We start from the raw sequence: 16,903 nt of genomic DNA on the forward strand, positions 1-16,903 counted from the left end.
TCGGCGTTTATTCAAGCAGCCAGCCGGTACAATCAGGTGTACATGCGGATGATAATCCAGATTACGGGCATGGGTGTGCAACACGGCGGTTAAGCCGGCTAAGCATGTCATTAATCATCAGTGCACTGTTTTATGAAATACATTCATGTATTTCCCCCTCCGGGCCATCCTGCGGATGTTCAAAATAGTTCCAGACCATTTTGTGTGTCACCTCCTCAGTCATTCTGGTATAGCGGGCGGTAGTGATGGGGCTGGCATGGCCTAAATGGGTTTGAATGGCACGTAAACTAACGCCCCGTTGCAGCAAGTGGGTGGCAAAGGAGTGACGCAAGGTATGCACATGGACGTTTTTGCTTATCCCACATTGTTTCGCCACGATTTTAATGGTTTTCTGCACGCCGTCTTTATCCATCACCATGGGCTTGCCGTCACGGACATGCGGCACTCCAGGATTTGGTTTCCACCAAGGACAAGAAATAGCCTTTAAGCTCAGCGGCGGTAAGCGCATCGGGGCAGGTGTCAAAAAAGGTTGAGACCTGGCGCAAATAGCGGCTATACATATCCACCGTTTTAGGACTTTTTCCTTGCAAGATTAACGCATTAAGATATTCTTGATACAAATTATTAAAGCGGTGTTGCTGGTTGGTATTCATGATAATACTCCTTATAGAGCCTTCACCATTGAAGGGCATAAGAAGTACAGCTGAAGATCCACTCTGCCGCAGAGCGGCTTCGTTCAACAAGCGCCATCAAAAACGTGCCCTTTGGGCGCTCGACTCGCAACAAGTTGCTCGCGTTTGTGACGGGCGTTAACTTCCTTCCTCCTCGACATTTCTTGCCAGCTGAGTAAAAAAGGAGTAGTTTTTACTCATGCGCGAATTTGAATACGATATCTCCAAAAGTATAAGTAATGAAGATAAGCACGGCATTTCTTTTGAAGTCGCGAAAAAACTGTGGAGTGACCCCGAGGCGATTACGCTGGAAGCTGATGAGCGCGGCGAAATTAGATACTTATTAATCGCTAGACTTTATGACAAGCATTGGTCTGCTATCTTTATGTATCGACAATTGAAAATTAGAATTATCTCAGTGAGACGTTCTAGAAAGAATGAGGTTAATGTCTATGAAAGCAAGTGAACTTGATCGTAAATTCGATGAAAATCAACAAGATGTACTTGAGCACTTCGATTTATCTACAGCCACACGTATTAATCATAAACAAAAGCGCATCAACGTTGATTTCCCTGAGTGGGTCGTGAGCTCGCTCGATAGAGAAGCTAGCAGGATAGGTGTCACTCGACAATCTATTATTAAGATGTGGTTAGTTGAGCGGTTAGAGTCCCAGGAAGCTAACAAAAACATGAAGACGGACAATTCACAAGAGCGGTGAATCGCCGCTTATGTAGGTGTTAGTTGCTGAAACTAGAATTTAATTACGAATATGTAGGTAAACTGCTAGTATGTATTTGACGAAATGTTTAGGAATAATTTATGTCGGAAGCTCTCAAGTATTTGCTGGAAAATATGGGACAACTAAGCACAAAAGAAAAAGCTTTAGCTGCTCACTGTTTGCTTTCAGCAATGGATAGCACTTCTGATGATGATGTCCAGAAAGAATGGGTTTCGCTGGCTGAACAGAGAAGTGCTGAGTTGGAGCTAGGTAAAGTCGAGCCGATGACTTGGACTCAAATCAAGCAAGAATTATAGGCCAATGTTACCGATATTATTTCACCCCGCGACATCAGAAGAGGTGAGAACTTCATTTGATTGGTATCAAGAGCAATTTGATGGCCTAGGGCGTGATTTTATTCAAGAATTAGATGAAGCCGTTCATTCAATTCAATCTTTACCTGACACGTGGCCTAAGATGGGCAAATTCCATAGACGGTTCGTGTTAAGCCGATTCCCATACTCAGTTATTTACAAAGTGCTAAACGATGAAACAATATTTGTAGTTGCTATCATGCACAACCACCGCCAACCGGGGTATTGGTATGATCGCAACTAACAAAAACATGAAGTTGGATATTTTGGAAGAGCGCCAAAACGCCGCTTATGTTAAGTGTTATGTGTCATTTGGTATAGGAGTAAACAAATGAGAAAAGAGTTTCTTTTTAATGTTGATAAACACAGGATTCTAGTAGTAAATACATGGATTCGCGGAATGAAGCTTTACGTGGATGGTGATTTGCGTGATCACGATTCAAGTTTTTTACCAAGTGGTAAAACAGCACTGTTATCAGCAAGCCTTGGTGATATTGGCATTTTAGAGATAAATCCACGCTCAAGTTTATTGTCGGTCGAGTTAGATGCTTATTTGATTTGTGAAAACGTTAAGGATCATATTTTTAGTTCGCGTCAACGGTTAAGTCTAAAAAAGCGCAGAATAGTTGAGTGACAAATAACAAGGCGTTGAAGACGAATGTTCCCGAAGAGCGCGGGCGCACCGCTTAACTCGGCGTTGAGGCTTAAAAAATCGTCTACTATTCAAAGGTTAAGTATTTAAACGAGTATCATGATGTCAGAGAATATCGAAGTCGAGATTACAGGAAGAGAAGCAAAATTAATCTTAAAATACGGATACCCGTTTCCAGATCAAGAAAAAATATTCTTACCAATATCGGGTAAATCAGGGTTGCATCTTCTTCATATAGACAAATATTGGCTAGAAAATATTGTTGGCGATCTTTGCAGGTCAATTAGAGAAGTAAAAAGTGAGTCTTTGCAAGAAGAGCTGGATTCTCTTTGTGATAATCTAGAGAGTTCAATTAAATACCCACATGTAAGAGTATTTGAGTAAATTTTAAGATAACTAAAAGTGAATATCTAGAACAGGTTTTTATGACCAAGCAAAGCATTAAATTCCTAACAAGTGCCATCAAGCAGACTTGGGTAAACTGTCACCGTTTTGCAAAAAGATGCAAAAATGCCGCCAATTCACCCAAGCCGTTGTGGCAGGTGTTAGGTCTATGAAAGCATTGATAATCACTTGCTGTGTTTTATTTGTAGTCGTTTTAGCATGGATAATTTAATTGCTGCATAAAACATATAATAAACAAACATAGGTCGCGCGCTGCCGCGACTTTACCCTGTTGTTGCACATGCCCGGTGTCCAAAAGCACAGGATAAAATCACTCCCTAGACAAACAAAGCATGTCATATTCCTACAAGTTCTTGGGTTATGCCCACTTGTGTTTTAACCTAAAGCAAAGGTTGCCAGTAACAGGCTAAATTGACGGTTATCTGCTACATTAATGATCAAAGGATGCACAATGAACTTCAGTGATAAACCAGACCGTACATGGTCAAAAGCGTATAAATGGGAAAGATATAAAGGCACAGACATATTGCCTATGTGGATTGCGGATACTGAATTTCGCTGTGCTGAGCCTATTTTATCGGCCTTACATAAGCGCATTGACGACGGCCTGTTAGGTTATACCTTACCGGCTCACGATACCGATGCCACCGAGGCCGTTGTGGCGTGGTGTCAACGCCAGTATAACTGGAAAATTGACCCCAGTTGGTTAGTCTGGACGCCGGGTGTAGTGCCCGCATTTAATGTGGCTATTCAAGCTTATTGCCAGGCAGGTGATACGATTATTGTACAAACACCTAATTATCCTCCCATATTGGCGGCACCGGCTATTAATAATTTAAATCGAACCTGTGTAGGCACGGTTGAAGTGGAAGGTCGGTGGACACTTGATTTTAATGCCTTAGAAGAGGCCGCAGCCGATCCTAAAGCAAGCTTGTTTATCATGTGTAATCCAATGAACCCTGTGGGCTCAGTATTAAACCAAGACGAGCTAGACAGAATTGCCACCATCTGCAGAAAACACGGCGTTATGCTGTGCTCTGATGAAATACACTGTGATTTAATTTTAGATAACGTGCCGCATTTACCCGCCAGTGCGCACCCAGAGTTGGCAGAGCATTCAGTAACATTAATGGCCGCCAGTAAAACCTTCAATGTCGCTGGCTTAGGCACCTCTTTTGCTATTATTCCAAACGCAAAATTAAGAGCGGCCTTTAACCATGCCGCCCGTGGCATAGTACCTTGGGTAACAGTAACAGGCCTTACCGCCACGAACGCGGCCTTCAGGTATTGCGATGAGTGGCATCAACAAGAAGTGGCTTATTTAAAAGAAAATCGCGATTATTTAGTGACTGAAATCAACAAAATTGCAGGTTTAAAAGCCATCTCACCTGCCGCTACTTTTTTATTGTGGGTAGATGCCAGCGGTTTGCACGTCACCGATACGCAAGCGTGGTGTGAAGCTAAAGGTGTTGGTCCATCGGCGGGCAAAGATTTTGGTGATAAAAACTGTTTTCGCTTGAACTTCGGTTGCTCACGAGATTATTTAGTCGAAGCCATTAAAAAACTGCAGGGCTGAAACGTTTTTTCCGCCGGCAAAACAGTGGTTTCTTGGCAAATAATATCAATATAAGGAAAAAGTTTGAGCCTTTATCCGGTATTTAGTCGTATAACGGTATAATAAAATATTAAAGGAACGTGTTTGACGATGACATTACCTATACAAACTGCTGAAGAAATGGCTAAACGCTCTGCAACGTTCGTTGATTCTGTAGCGCTGCGCAGAACACCAAAACTAAACAGTGGCACCGTGGATGATAAGCGCAAAGAAATAGCGCTTTACTTCACCAACACGTTTGATACCTACACGCGCCTTTTTGATTGCTTGCGCGACGATATGGGTTTCTATCAAAAACCTATACCCTTGCGCCACCCGCTTATTTTCTATCTTGGGCATACGGCAACTTTTTTCATCAACAAGCTACTATTGGCAAAACTGATACCCGAGCGGATTAATCCGCACATGGAATCTGTTTTTGCTGTGGGTGTTGATGAAATGAGCTGGGATGATTTGTCTGAAGAAAATTACGACTGGCCCAGCGTTTCTGCGGTAAAAGATTACCGCGCCAAAGTACGTGCCACCGTATTAAACTTAATTAATAGCTTGCACCTTGTCCTACCCATTGATTGGGAAAATACCTGGTGGCCTATTGTTATGGGTATTGAGCACGAGCGTATTCACCTTGAAACGTCGTCGGTACTTATTCGCCAACATGAACTGGCCAAAGTAAAGCCTTTACCTCAATGGCCAGCTTGCAAAGATATTGGCCAGGCCCCAAAGAACAAACTAATAAGCGTTGCCGCCGGCTCAGTTAATCTTGGCAAATCCTTTGATAGTGCCTTCTATGGCTGGGACAACGAATATGGCCAACATAAGGCAGAGGTTGCTGAATTTAAAGCCAGCCAATATTTAGTCAGTAATCAGGAGTTCCTTGAGTTTATTGAGGACGGTGGTTATGAGCAAAATAGTTTCTGGAGCGATGAAGGCCTTGCCTGGCGGCAGTATACTGAGGCGAAACACCCGACATTTTGGCGTTGGCACAATGGCTGGCGTTTACGCCTAATGACCGAAGAAATTGATATGGCTTGGGACTGGCCTGCTGAAGTTAACTATCATGAAGCGAAAGCGTTTTGTGAATGGAAAACAGTAGAAACCGGGCAAAAAATTCGTATGCCAACTGAAGACGAATGGTACCGTTTATGCTCACAAGCGGGCGTTGAAGAGCTGGGTAACAGCAAGGCCGAGGCTAACTTGCATCTCGATCATTTCGCCTCATGCTGCCCGGTAACGCGACATCAACATGGCAGTTGGTTTGATGTGGTGGGCAACGTGTGGCAATGGACTGAAACGCCTATTTATCCCTTCGACAACTTTAAAGTTCACCCACTTTACGACGATTTCACCACGCCTACTTTTGATGGTAAACACAATATTATTAAAGGGGGTTCATGGATTTCAAGTGGTAACGAAGCGAGGCTATCGGCACGCTATGCGTTTAGACGTCACTTTTCGCAGCACGCCGGATTTCGCTATATTGCCACTAATGTTGAGGCGACGTCTTCTAAGGCTTACTACGAAAGTAATCTGCTTCTGTCAGAATATGCTGAGTTTCACTTTGGTGACACCTGGTATGGTGTAGATAATTTTCCTAAAGCCTTAGCCGATATTGCACTTGAGGCTATTAAGGGCAAAGCCACCGGCAAAGCACTGGACTTAGGCTGTGCGTGTGGTCGGGCAAGTTTTGAGTTGGCCCGTCAGTTCGATAAAGTAGATGGCATTGATTTTTCAGCCAATTTTACCCGCCTCGCGGCTAAAATGGCGCAGCAAGGCGAAGTGCGTTATGCCCGTGTCGAGGAAGGCGAATTAGTTAGTTATCATACTCGCACCCTACAACAGTTAGGACTAGACGCCTACGCCAACCGTGTATCATTTCATCAAGGCGACGCCTGTAACCTCAAACCCCAATTTACGGGTTATGATGTAGTACTGGCAGCTAATTTGATTGACCGACTTTACCAGCCAAGCCGTTTTCTGGCGGATATGGCACAGCGCATCAATGATGGCGGCTTGCTTATTATTGCATCGCCTTATACGTGGCTGGAAGAACATACTCCCAAGGAAGAGTGGATAGGGGGTTTTAAAAAAGATGGTGAAAACTACAGCACATTAGATGGCTTGAAAGATCATCTATCAAGCCACTTTACGCTAGTGGGTGAGCCGCAAAAAGTACCCTTTGTGATCCGTGAAACTCAGCACAAGTTTCAGCATACCTTGTCTGAACTTACAATTTGGGAGCGCTTGCCACGCTAATAAGCGCTTCAATTTCCTGAGCAATTAATTTGTGGACTGCCAGTTGTTCAAACCAACTGGTAGCCACAGCATCGCTTTGCAATCCAAGTAAGGTTCCAAGCACTATACCCCGATGTACATTGTCACCGCCTAAGTTAGTGTTCACTCGCAGTGCTTGCCAAGGGTCGATTTGGTATTTACAGGCCAGATAAAGCACCACAGGCCAAGAATCTGAAATATAACATGCCCTTGAAAACATTTGGCCGACAACCTGATTATCGGGCACGTTACGTTTTAACAGACCGGCTAAATCCACACTCGTTAAGCCCTTACTTGCTTCAAGTAAAAGCGCCTTAACGCCTGCCTCATCAGGCCCATCCATTAAACCGCACAACAGTTGCACGTAGCGATCGCATACCTGCATTAAAGATTCATCAGGATGGGTCAGGGCCAAGTGCGCTCGACCGGCAAGCTTTATCTCGGCTGCGCTGGCGCCGTTAAGTCGTTCTGAAAAAACCAAAGGCGCTATTGTCACCAATGCACCAATAGATGCCGTGTCGTGAGTTATCATTCCACAATTTTCAGGCTTGCGACCCTGCGCCAAATTAGCAAAAAAACCCCGATGATAAGATTCTGCATAAGTATCGGGGTGCGCTGCCGGCTGGCTTGTCATAAAGTCAATGTAGGCGCTAACAAATGCCTGTCGGTCGTAGCGTTGTGGCGAACTTGCCAGGGTGCGCATTAGCACCCGAGCACAATGGGCGTTGAGGGTGTTTTCACCCGCCTGCATGCCTTGATGATAATGCACATTAGGTCTGTCCCAAAACTGCGCCTTATCTTTTAAAATAACATCGCCTACCACTTGCGGCGGCTGATCGTTAGTTGAATGCCCCTTAGACGAATGCCCCTTTGACGCGCTATCAGCCGACTGTCTGCCCCCTTTATGTTTGGAGTGCAAGGACATAATAGATGAAGGGTGAAACTCAGGTGCGGCCTCAAAGCGCTGAATACCACCGGTAAAGGCACGCTCTATTTCCACTGGTTGATAATACCAATGCACCGGCATGGCCAACGCATCAGCAATAAAGCTTGTTTTAAGCGCCGAAGTAACACGACTCTGCTGAGAAAATTTGTGATTCATAATAATGCCTCTACCACACAGTAAAAAACAACTCGCACCTACATTAGATACCGCAATGATAGATTTCAAATAGATAACGAATGAATAAATTTTTACGATGTGAATATTTATTAAAAACGTAAGTTGTATTACTACATACTTAATTTATACAAAACCAGACGTTTTTTAAGGCAATAGGCTACAGTTATTTCGCCACCATAATTTTGAACCCAACAAACGCAAATGCTTTTTCGAGGATACAGAGGCTATAACAAATTATGTGCAGCGCGGCGCACTGTACTGATATACTGAGCATTATCCCAATTGTTACTATACGGTGTGCCATTGTCTGTAACCACTCCCACCTTACCCCGTAGCCCTGGTTTTTTGCAGTCTCTTATCTGTTTTAGCGTGATTGTTATCACGATCGCCGGAGGGCTTTTTGGTCTGGGGATCAGCCTGCATACACTGATGTTTCTGTGTCTTTTATGGGTAGGACTTAACGCTTTTAGTCTAGGCTATGGCTATAAACACATTCGTGAGTTGATGACTAGCGCCCTTACCAGAGCCATGCCTGCCATCTATATATTTATATTGATAGGCATGGTGATTGCTAGTTTTATGCACAGTGGCACCATCGCCACTCTTATTTATTATGGCCTTAGCTGGTTAAGTCCGAGTTTGTTTTTGGCAGTCGGGTTATTACTGTGCGCCTTGATGTCGGTAGCAACCGGAACATCTTGGGGTACCGTCGGCACCTTAGGCGTAGTTTTTATTGGCATCGGCTCTGCCATGAATATTCCGCTGCCTTTAGTCGCCGGTATGATTGTCTGTGGTGCAACCTTCGGTGATAAAATGTCACCAATTTCAGATACCACAAACTTGGCAGCTATGAGTGCTGGCACTGATCTCTATCGACACATTTACGCCATGCTGTTCACCACAACGCCTACTTTTATCCTGACCTTTTTCATATTTTTAGTGATCGGATTGAACTATGGCGAGCAAAATCTCAACTTAACTGAAGTGACATCAATTCAAACGGCACTTGCCAACCATTACAGCCTTATGCCGCTGATTACGTTATTACCACTGATTTTACTCGCCGTACTAAGTATTAGAAAAGTGCCCGCTGAAGTGACAATGTCATGCAGCATTATGCTCGCCGTGCTCATCGCAATTTTTTATCAAGGAGAAAGTCCTATCACCGTGCTTAATGCGCTGTGGGAAAATACCCCCGAATCAACGGGTATCGCCAATTTAGATGCGTTGCTTGGTCGCGGCGGCATTAGCAGCATGAGCTGGACCTTGCTGCTGGCGTTAATGGCTATCGCGCTAGGGGGTATTTTGCACGGAGCGGGATTTCTTGCCGCATTATTAGCCGGTATCATAAAAAGAGTGCAGCGTACTGCCACCCTTATTGCCACGACTATTCTGTCTGGCTTCTTAGGTAACATTGCCATGGGCGAGGCTTATATTTCAATTATTCTCAGTTGCCAACTGTTTAAGCCCAAATATCAGCAACAAAATTTAGAGCCTGCCATTCTTTCACGCTCAGTTGAAGAAGGTGCCACTATGACCACAGGCCTTATTCCGTGGACCACGGCCGGTGCCTTTTATACGGCTACTCTGGGGGTAGACGTACTTGACTTCGCGCCCTATGCTTTTTTCAATTACCTCAATGCTGTTGTTGCAGTGGCAATGGCCGCCTTTGGCATTGGCCTTCTCAAACCGAAAACTAAATAATGATTGACCGTAGATGATTTCCAGAGTTCGTATAACGTCTATACTGGATGTAACAGCGCGATTTTTGCTCCAATACTAAGGCATTTTTGACTATGGTTTTAATGATTTACAATAAATTCCCGCCGGTGGTGAAGTACTGGTTCAGCATTTTTGGGGCTGCAATCAAAAATTGGCTGGCTAGCCATGCTTTTATTTACGCCGCAGCGCTGGCGTTTTTCACCGTTTTTTCTATCGCACCTATTCTGGTAGTAATTGTCGCTCTGGTCGGTTTGGTAATGGGCGAGAGCGCTGTGCAGGGGCAACTCTTTGCGCAGCTCGAGGGAACGCTTGGTTCGGATGCGGCAGGCATGGTGCAGACGGCAGTGGTTAACTCGCAGATCGACCAGAGTGGCATTTGGCCAGCGTTGATTGGGATCGTTGCCACGATAGTCGGTGCCACCACGGTTTTCGCGCAGATGCAAAAGTCTCTGAATCAGATCTGGGACGTCGCGCCTCGTCCTGCCAGGAATAACCTGTGGCTATTTATTAAAACCCGCTTGTTGTCATTGACGATTATTCTGGCTATTGGCTTTATTCTGTTGGTCTCGCTGCTATTGTCAGTAGCCTTGCGCGCCGTCATGACGTTTGCAGAAGAATGGCTGCCGGTTCCTGGTTGGGCAATGGTGGGCATGGAATTAGTGTTGTCGCTGCTGGTGGTGACACTGTTGTTCGCAGCGATGTTTAAGATCCTGCCCGACGTGCTGCTGTCCTGGCGAGACGTGCTGCTTGGTGCGTTTATTACCGCTGTGTTGTTTACGGCGGGCCGTTCCCTAATCTCCATTTATCTAGCTTATACTGCTACGGCATCGGCCTATGGCGCTGCCGGCTCGCTGGCGCTACTGCTGTTATGGGTAAACTATTCCTCAATAATTCTGCTATTCGGGGCCGCCTTTACGCGGGCGCACTTGGAAGGCAGAGGCAAGCCCGTCCGCCCCAAGAGCACGGCGGTGTGTGTGCATCGGGAATTGGTTGATAACGTGCAGCCGAGCTGAGATTTAAACAAGGCCGGAAAACATCGCTGGCTGCTACACTACGTTTATATTAGCGCCGCGCTGCAAGCGAAACTGTTGTGGCGAAATACCATGTTGGCGGCGAAAAGCCCGGCCAAAGTTTGCCGGATCAGCGTAGCCTAACAAATAGGCTATTTGTTGGGCCGATAGCACCGTAGTACTCAAATAATGTGTTGCCATTTGCTGGCGCCAGTTATTAACCAGGTTGTGGTAACTGGTGTTTTCACCCTGAAGCCGCCGGCGTAAGGTACGGCTAGACATAGCCAACTCAGCTGCAACTTGCTCAATACTGGCAGGTTGCCCCTTAGTTCGTCCCAGCATTAAGCGAATTAACCCGGCAATGCTTTGGCTTTGCTGCCAGCGCTGCAGTTCTTGTTCGCATTGTGCGGTAAGCTGGTGTTGTACTTGCCGGTCTGCCCAGGGCGAGGTAAGGGTTAAATCGGTAGCGTCAAAAATTAAACGGTGTTCTTGCTGTGAAAAAGTGACCGGGCAGGTGAAAAAAGCCTGGTACAATGCATGGTAACCTGGTTGTTGAAAAGCAAACTGTACCTGACGCAACCGATACCGGTGGCCTGAAACAAAATCGAGCATGGCATTTAGCGCCACCGCGAAGGTTTCAACGACAAAATGCCGGATGCCGTCTAATGGATGCAGTTCTGATAAGGTAAGATGCACCTGCTGTTTACGCCGCTGCATGTTTAATGTTAACAAGGGGCTGCGGGTCGCCATATATTTACAAATTAATTGCAGTGCTTCATCTACATTGCGACTGCTAATACTGGCTAAGCCTAGCAGGCCATGGGTGGTAATGGTTAACTGGCTGCCCAAATAGAGCCCCAGCGCCGGTTCATTTATGTTGGCACAAGAGTGCACAATAATCGCCTGAAATTGTTGCCAGCTTAGGCTTGAGTCGCACGGCTCTGCTATACTTGCCGGTACGCCCGCTTTGGCCAACACGGCTTGAACATTACCGCCACGGCTTTGCAATAAATCCAATAAATTACGCACATAATGGCTGGGTAAAGACAGCGGGCTACCAATGTTTTTACTGTTAAGGTTAATATTGTCGTTAACACTCATTGTTGTCTTAGGTTTAACGTAGTTGTTATTTGATCATTAAACATAGTTATTATTTTATCGTTAAACATAGTGAGCTGATATTCCTGCATAAGGCCGCAGCAACTGCTTTGGTAGAGTGTAACGTACTCTTGTTGCAAGTAGCAGAGCTTGGCCGCAAATGACCAGAACTTGGCTGCTGTAACCCTGCCTTTATTGCTGCGAACGCCGTAGGCTGTTACTTCCAACAGGTAGTGGCGGCTTACAATGTTAAAATATATTAAATTTAGTCTGTTTCATCTGTTAACCCTGCCGTTTTTAATTGGTATTACCCTTGGCGGTTATTGGATGGCGCTGGGCGTCACTGCGGTATTAATGGTGGTGGTGCTTGGTGATGTGCTGCTGGGGGATGATAGCAGCGAGCCTGAATACGCCATGCCCTGGCTACTAAACGGTTTACTGTATAGCTCATTATTTTTTGTAATCTTGTTATTTGGCCTGTTGCTCTGGAGTGTCGCAGAACACGATTTATTTGGCTATGGTCAGTGGGTAATGCACTGGACCGGTTACAACGCGTTGGCTGCACGGGAAGCGAATCAATGGTGGCACTTTTTGCCTGTTTTGTTGGGTGCCGGCTTGCTGATTTCTATAGTGGGTACTATACCGGCGCATGAACTGACGCACCGCACCGCAGATCGTAGCGCAATGCTGATAGGTCGCTGGTTACTGGCTTTTAGTGCCGATTGCTCTTTTGCCATCGAGCATGTGTATGGCCACCATCGCTATGTGGGCACGGCGCAAGATCCAGCTACTGCCCCGCGCGGCCGCACGGTTTATCAGCATATCGTGCGCTCTACGGTAGGCGGCAATGTCAGTGCCTGGGCCATTGAAAAACAGCGTTTAGTGCGGCAACAACAGGCGCTATTTGGTTACCATAACCGGTTTTTACGGGGGGTAGGTATGACATTAACGTTGTGCATTGTGGCGTTTAGTCTGGCGGGTTGGCCGGGTTTATTGGTGTTTTGTGTTAGCGCGACACTGGCCAAGGCGTTATTAGAAGTGGTGAATTATATTGAACACTATGGCATTGTGCGCCAACTACACCAGCCGGTGCGGCCTTATCATAGCTGGAATAGCACTAAACGTGTCAGCAGTTGGGCCAGTTTTAATCTTACCCGGCACTCACACCATCATGCCCGCTCGCAACTGCCGTTTTATCAGTTAAAAGCCTACCCTGATGCACCTGACTTACCCACCGGCTATTTAGGCTCTGTGTTACTGACGCTGGTCCCACCGCTATGGTTTCGTTTAATGGCCCCTAAATTACAGCAATGGGATAGTCGTTACGGGCAAAATACTGATGCCGCCGGCTAATGCCAGTGCTCTCCTTCATTGCCGCCGCCTTAATGTGATTAAATCGGGTTAGCCTTCAGCTTTACATTGAGTGGCTGCCAAGCCTTTGCTATACTTTTCACCCGTCCTGATACCAATTCTTGCACACCCAACGCCGCCCTGTGCTACAGCACCGGCAGCGTGGTGTTTTGCAGTTTTGGTTTCTTCTATTGATTAACATTGTCTCAGGGGTCTCATGACTACAAGATATATCTTTGTGACGGGTGGCGTGGTTTCCTCCTTAGGTAAAGGCATTGCCGCAGCGTCGCTGGCAGCGATATTAGAAGCGCGTGGCTTAAAGGTTACCATCCTCAAACTTGACCCCTATATTAACGTCGATCCGGGTACCATGAGCCCTATTCAGCACGGTGAAGTATTTGTTACCGAAGACGGCGCTGAAACCGACCTCGATCTTGGCCACTATGAGCGGTTTATTCGTACTAAAATGACTAAACTGAATAACTTTACGCAGGGCCGTATTTACGCCGAAGTATTACGCCGAGAGCGCCGTGGTGATTATTTAGGTGCAACCATTCAGGTTATTCCACACATTACTAACGAAATTAAAAGCCGGGTTATTCAGGGCGCTGAAGGTTACGACATTGCATTGGTTGAAATTGGCGGCACGGTTGGTGACATTGAGTCATTACCGTTTTTAGAAGCCATTCGCCAGCTGGGCACCGAAGTAGGACGTGAGCGTACGCTTTATATGCACCTGACGCTGGTGCCATATTTAGGCACTGCCGGTGAAATAAAAACCAAACCGACCCAGCATTCGGTAAAAGAGCTGCGGTCAATTGGTATTCAGCCCGATATTCTGGTGTGTCGTTCCGATCGGCCTATTCCGGCAAACGAGCGGGCTAAAATTGCTTTATTTACCAATGTTGAAGAAAAAGCCGTTATCTCGTTAAAAGACGTGTCCAGTATTTATCAAATTCCGGCGCTGTTAAAATCGCAAAGCCTGGATGATCTAGTCTGCCGGCGTTTTCATATTGACGCGCCAGAGGCCGATTTAGCTGAATGGGAGCAAGTGTTGTATCAGGAATCAAACCCGATGGGTGAGATTACTATTGGTATGGTAGGTAAGTATGTTGAGCTGCCAGATGCGTATAAATCAGTAAATGAAGCACTGGGTCACGCCGGGTTGAAAAACCGGGTTACCGTAAATATTAAGTATATTGACTCGCAAGATGTTGAAAGTAAAGGCACCACCATGCTAACCGGGCTTGACGGCATTTTGGTGCCGGGCGGTTTTGGCGAACGCGGCATAGAAGGTAAAATACTGGCGGCGCAATATGCCCGCGAGCACAGCGTGCCTTATTTAGGTATTTGTTTGGGCATGCAAGTGGCGCTAATTGACTTCGCCCGCCATGTTGCTGATATGGCCGATGCGCATTCAACTGAATTTAATAAAAACACACCTTACCCGGTAGTAGGGTTAATTACTGAATGGCTGGACGCTGCCGGCTCTGTCGAAACGCGAACCGATGAGTCTGATTTGGGTGGTACTATGCGCCTGGGTAGCCAAAACTGTAATCTGGTCGATAATACCAAGGCCCGGGAAATTTATGGTAAAGCGGTTATTCAGGAGCGGCACCGGCACCGCTATGAAGTGAATAACAACTTACGGCCACAATTAGAAGCGGCTGGCTTAGTGGTGTCGGGCTTATCTGCCGATAACCAACTGGTGGAAATGATTGAGCTACCGTCACATCCGTTTTTTATTGCCGGTCAGTTTCATCCTGAATTTAACTCTACCCCGCGTGATGGCCACCCGCTGTTTCAGGCTTTTGTCGCTGCCGCCTATAAGTTTCAGAAAAAACAACGCGAATAACGTTTGCTAAGCCGGGTGGAGAACCCGGTTTTTTCATTTTAGAACAGGGGACTTAAAACATGTCTGATATTTTAAAAATTATTGCCCGTGAAATTATGGACTCGCGCGGCAACCCAACAGTAGAAGCCGATGTATACCTGGCCAGCGGTGCCATGGGCCGTGGTTGTGCACCATCAGGTGCGTCTACCGGTTCACGCGAAGCGTTAGAGCTGCGCGATGGCGATAAAAGCCGGTATTCAGGTAAGGGCGTGACCAAAGCGGTTGCTAATATTGACGGCCCTATTCAGGCGGCACTTAAGGGCAAAAATGCTTACAAGCAGGCTGAAATTGACCAGATAATGATCGATTTAGACGGCACTGACAGCAAAAGCAAACTGGGTGCCAATGCCATTCTGGCCGTGTCCTTAGCGGTAGCGCGTGCGGCAGCAGCAGACAAAAAAATTCCGTTGTATCAACACATTGCCGATTTAAACGGTACACCTGGTGTTTACAGCATGCCAGTGCCAATGATGAATATTATTAACGGCGGCGAGCATGCTGACAATAACGTAGATATTCAGGAATTTATGGTGCAGCCGGTCGGCGCCAAAACATTTGCTGAAGCGCTTAGAATGGGCGCGGAAATTTTCCACAGCTTGAAGAAAGAGCTGCAAAAGCGTGGCCTGAATACGGCTGTGGGTGACGAAGGTGGTTTTGCACCAGATTTAAAGTCAAACGAAGAAGCTTTAACGGTTATTGTTGAAGCGGTAAAGGCTGCCGGCTATGAAATGGATAAAGACATTACCCTGGCGCTCGATTGTGCCGCTACTGAGTTCTACAAAGATGGCCAGTACGTATTAGGTGGCGAGAATAAAAGCTTTGACTCGTTTGGCTTTAATGATTACTTAGCCGGTTTAACCGAGCGTTACCCTATTGTGTCGATTGAAGATGGCTTAGATGAAAGCGACTGGGATGGCTGGCAAGATTTAACCAATAAAATTGGCAGCAAGGTGCAATTGGTTGGCGATGATTTATTTGTTACTAACACCAAAATTTTAAGCCGTGGTATTGAGCAGGGTATTGCTAATTCAATTCTGATTAAGTTTAACCAGATTGGGTCGTTAACCGAAACGCTGGCGGCGATTAAAATGGCAAAAGACGCCGGCTTTACTGCCGTTATTTCGCACCGTAGTGGCGAAACCGAAGATGCCTTTATTGCCGACTTAGCGGTAGGTACCGCTGCCGGTCAAATTAAAACCGGCTCGCTATGCCGCTCAGACCGGGTTGCCAAGTACAATCAGTTACTGCGCATTGAGCAGGAGCTCGGCACTAAAGCGCCGTACAAAGGTCGTAGCGAAATTAAAGGGCAGTAAATATAGCTCAGTAGTGACCGCTCGTAACCATTGCCTTCAAGCTGACGCTATGCAAACTACAACGCCACCGCAAGGTGGCGTTGTGCTTTATAACCGGTCATTAACGATGAGCTAACGATGGACTAACGATGGGCCAGGCATAACCCTGAAGTTATTAGCTAACACTGATTTGATCTAAATGGCTTTGCAAGTGCAGGTAATGCACGCTGTAATATTGGGCTTTGCTAAGGCTGCCATAAGTAAAATGCGGTTGTAACTCGCCTTGCCAATCCATAAATTGTTGAACAGTATAAATTAATTCCCGTAGGGCAACATCATTAGGTAGCTCTGGCGCTAGCGTCGGCGCGCCGGGGATGGGCTCATTCAGGGGGTGGTGCAACTTGCCTGTTGCGGCAAAGGCATTTATGGCTAGCTTGCCGATACTATTCTGGAACCAGAGCGAGCGCGCCTTGGGGTAGCCGTCGATAGAATAACGGACACTTTGAGCACAATGCTGCAAAATCTGGCTGACATTCCACTCGCCACTACTGCTTAAACGCTGTGGCGGCAATGCCCGTAATTGCAACAAAATGCCTGACAGCGGATAGGGCCTGATAGTAGCAACCAGCTTAGTGACCAGCACTATAGCAACCGGTGCCAGCACGCTGGCCTGTAAAAATTGACGACGGTTCATAAGCTATTACTGC

The 16,903-nt window shown here is 46.3% G+C and carries 19 protein-coding genes; 13 read left to right on the top strand and 6 right to left on the bottom strand.

The features are described from left to right. The 3 genes from VT06_RS18730 to VT06_RS10110 all read right to left on the bottom strand — a co-directional run. On the bottom strand, positions 1-111 hold a 111-nt coding region (locus tag VT06_RS18730), incomplete at its 3' end, for a transposase (RefSeq protein ID WP_200897958.1). 19 nt (positions 112-130) lie between these two features. Beyond that, the gene (locus VT06_RS10105; protein WP_200897959.1) at positions 131-445 is read right to left on the bottom strand and encodes a tyrosine-type recombinase/integrase; all 315 of its coding nucleotides are present in this window, start codon (positions 443-445) and stop codon (positions 131-133) included. Further along, complete coding sequence (locus VT06_RS10110) at positions 429-653, bottom strand: phage integrase N-terminal SAM-like domain-containing protein (RefSeq protein WP_046554192.1); 225 nt, start codon at positions 651-653, stop codon at positions 429-431. Before VT06_RS10110 ends, VT06_RS10105 begins: the two co-directional genes overlap by 17 nt. 217 nt (positions 654-870) lie before the next feature. Between VT06_RS10110 and VT06_RS10115 the strand changes: the two genes are divergently transcribed. The 8 genes from VT06_RS10115 (at position 871) to ovoA (ending at position 6,689) form a co-directional block, all read left to right on the top strand. Continuing rightward, positions 871-1,137: a BrnT family toxin gene (locus tag VT06_RS10115; RefSeq protein ID WP_046554193.1), complete on the top strand. Its 267-nt coding sequence runs from the start codon at positions 871-873 to the stop codon at positions 1,135-1,137. After that, positions 1,124-1,390, top strand: a complete 267-nt coding sequence (brnA, locus tag VT06_RS10120; RefSeq protein ID WP_046554194.1) for a type II toxin-antitoxin system BrnA family antitoxin — start codon at positions 1,124-1,126, stop codon at positions 1,388-1,390. The genes VT06_RS10115 and brnA overlap by 14 nt, the downstream gene beginning before the upstream one ends. Before the next feature lie 101 nt (positions 1,391-1,491). After that, positions 1,492-1,707, top strand: coding sequence for an addiction module protein (locus VT06_RS10125; protein ID WP_046554195.1), 216 nt, complete (start codon positions 1,492-1,494; stop codon positions 1,705-1,707). A 4-nt stretch (positions 1,708-1,711) separates the two neighbouring features. Then, positions 1,712-2,008, top strand: a complete 297-nt coding sequence (locus VT06_RS18845; protein ID WP_046554196.1) for a type II toxin-antitoxin system RelE/ParE family toxin — start codon at positions 1,712-1,714, stop codon at positions 2,006-2,008. A gap of 87 nt (positions 2,009-2,095) precedes the next feature. After that, positions 2,096-2,398, top strand: coding sequence for a hypothetical protein (locus VT06_RS10135; protein WP_046554197.1), 303 nt, complete (start codon positions 2,096-2,098; stop codon positions 2,396-2,398). Between the two features lie 120 nt (positions 2,399-2,518). Beyond that, complete coding sequence (locus VT06_RS10140) at positions 2,519-2,800, top strand: hypothetical protein (protein ID WP_152659009.1); 282 nt, start codon at positions 2,519-2,521, stop codon at positions 2,798-2,800. A gap of 472 nt (positions 2,801-3,272) precedes the next feature. Then, entirely contained in the window at positions 3,273-4,397 is a 1,125-nt protein-coding gene (locus tag VT06_RS10145; protein ID WP_046554199.1) for a MalY/PatB family protein, read from the top strand. 129 nt (positions 4,398-4,526) lie between these two features. Next, positions 4,527-6,689, top strand: a complete 2,163-nt coding sequence (gene ovoA, locus VT06_RS10150) for a 5-histidylcysteine sulfoxide synthase (RefSeq protein WP_052750222.1) — start codon at positions 4,527-4,529, stop codon at positions 6,687-6,689. Here the strand turns inward: ovoA and VT06_RS10155 are convergent. Beyond that, positions 6,661-7,809, bottom strand: coding sequence for an ADP-ribosylglycohydrolase family protein (locus VT06_RS10155; RefSeq protein WP_046554200.1), 1,149 nt, complete (start codon positions 7,807-7,809; stop codon positions 6,661-6,663). The genes ovoA and VT06_RS10155 overlap by 29 nt on opposite strands. A 318-nt stretch (positions 7,810-8,127) precedes the next feature. Between VT06_RS10155 and nhaC the strand changes: the two genes are divergently transcribed. Together nhaC and VT06_RS10165 are read left to right on the top strand one after the other, a co-directional pair. Then, positions 8,128-9,534, top strand: a complete 1,407-nt coding sequence (gene nhaC, locus VT06_RS10160) for a Na+/H+ antiporter NhaC (protein ID WP_152659011.1) — start codon at positions 8,128-8,130, stop codon at positions 9,532-9,534. Between the two features lie 92 nt (positions 9,535-9,626). Then, positions 9,627-10,565 (top strand): YihY/virulence factor BrkB family protein, encoded by a 939-nt coding sequence (locus tag VT06_RS10165; protein ID WP_046554201.1) that lies wholly within the window; start codon positions 9,627-9,629, stop codon positions 10,563-10,565. Positions 10,566-10,598: 33 nt separating this feature from the next. On the opposite strand, the gene VT06_RS17555 is transcribed toward VT06_RS10165, so the two are convergent. After that, positions 10,599-11,663, bottom strand: coding sequence for an AraC family transcriptional regulator (locus VT06_RS17555; RefSeq protein WP_052750223.1), 1,065 nt, complete (start codon positions 11,661-11,663; stop codon positions 10,599-10,601). A 243-nt stretch (positions 11,664-11,906) separates the two neighbouring features. On the opposite strand from VT06_RS17555, the gene VT06_RS10180 reads away from it, so the two are divergent. From VT06_RS10180 to eno, 3 genes are all read left to right on the top strand, one after another. Further along, positions 11,907-13,013 (top strand): alkane 1-monooxygenase, encoded by a 1,107-nt coding sequence (locus VT06_RS10180; protein WP_046554203.1) that lies wholly within the window; start codon positions 11,907-11,909, stop codon positions 13,011-13,013. 214 nt (positions 13,014-13,227) lie between these two features. Then, complete coding sequence (locus VT06_RS10185) at positions 13,228-14,865, top strand: CTP synthase (RefSeq protein ID WP_046554204.1); 1,638 nt, start codon at positions 13,228-13,230, stop codon at positions 14,863-14,865. Between the two features lie 59 nt (positions 14,866-14,924). Next, the gene (eno, locus tag VT06_RS10190; protein ID WP_046554205.1) at positions 14,925-16,217 is read left to right on the top strand and encodes a phosphopyruvate hydratase; all 1,293 of its coding nucleotides are present in this window, start codon (positions 14,925-14,927) and stop codon (positions 16,215-16,217) included. Positions 16,218-16,371: 154 nt separating this feature from the next. Here eno and VT06_RS10195 read toward each other — a convergent pair whose 3' ends face one another. Then, the gene (locus tag VT06_RS10195; protein WP_046554206.1) at positions 16,372-16,890 is read right to left on the bottom strand and encodes a DUF1569 domain-containing protein; all 519 of its coding nucleotides are present in this window, start codon (positions 16,888-16,890) and stop codon (positions 16,372-16,374) included. Between the last annotated feature and the right edge of the window lie 13 nt (positions 16,891-16,903).

Origin of the sequence: Arsukibacterium sp. MJ3 (assembly GCF_000987765.1) — a bacterium.
In the GTDB taxonomy this organism is placed as follows: Bacteria; Pseudomonadota; Gammaproteobacteria; order Enterobacterales; family Alteromonadaceae; genus Alishewanella.

Bases quoted from the DNA above. Each gene is read 5' to 3' on its own strand.
- VT06_RS10110 (WP_046554192.1), bottom strand. From the start codon at position 653: ATGAATACCAACCAGCAACACCGCTTTAATAATTTGTATCAAGAATAT.
- VT06_RS10195 (WP_046554206.1), bottom strand. From the start codon at position 16,890: ATGAACCGTCGTCAATTTTTACAGGCCAGCGTGCTGGCACCGGTTGCT.
- ovoA (WP_052750222.1), top strand. From the start codon at position 4,527: ATGACATTACCTATACAAACTGCTGAAGAAATGGCTAAACGCTCTGCA.
- VT06_RS17555 (WP_052750223.1), bottom strand. From the start codon at position 11,663: ATGAGTGTTAACGACAATATTAACCTTAACAGTAAAAACATTGGTAGC.
- eno (WP_046554205.1), top strand. From the start codon at position 14,925: ATGTCTGATATTTTAAAAATTATTGCCCGTGAAATTATGGACTCGCGC.
- VT06_RS10180 (WP_046554203.1), top strand. From the start codon at position 11,907: ATGTTAAAATATATTAAATTTAGTCTGTTTCATCTGTTAACCCTGCCG.
- VT06_RS10165 (WP_046554201.1), top strand. From the start codon at position 9,627: ATGGTTTTAATGATTTACAATAAATTCCCGCCGGTGGTGAAGTACTGG.
- VT06_RS18845 (WP_046554196.1), top strand. From the start codon at position 1,712: ATGTTACCGATATTATTTCACCCCGCGACATCAGAAGAGGTGAGAACT.
- VT06_RS10145 (WP_046554199.1), top strand. From the start codon at position 3,273: ATGAACTTCAGTGATAAACCAGACCGTACATGGTCAAAAGCGTATAAA.
- VT06_RS10115 (WP_046554193.1), top strand. From the start codon at position 871: ATGCGCGAATTTGAATACGATATCTCCAAAAGTATAAGTAATGAAGAT.
- brnA (WP_046554194.1), top strand. From the start codon at position 1,124: ATGAAAGCAAGTGAACTTGATCGTAAATTCGATGAAAATCAACAAGAT.
- VT06_RS10185 (WP_046554204.1), top strand. From the start codon at position 13,228: ATGACTACAAGATATATCTTTGTGACGGGTGGCGTGGTTTCCTCCTTA.
- VT06_RS10135 (WP_046554197.1), top strand. From the start codon at position 2,096: ATGAGAAAAGAGTTTCTTTTTAATGTTGATAAACACAGGATTCTAGTA.
- VT06_RS10155 (WP_046554200.1), bottom strand. From the start codon at position 7,809: ATGAATCACAAATTTTCTCAGCAGAGTCGTGTTACTTCGGCGCTTAAA.
- VT06_RS10140 (WP_152659009.1), top strand. From the start codon at position 2,519: ATGTCAGAGAATATCGAAGTCGAGATTACAGGAAGAGAAGCAAAATTA.
- VT06_RS10125 (WP_046554195.1), top strand. From the start codon at position 1,492: ATGTCGGAAGCTCTCAAGTATTTGCTGGAAAATATGGGACAACTAAGC.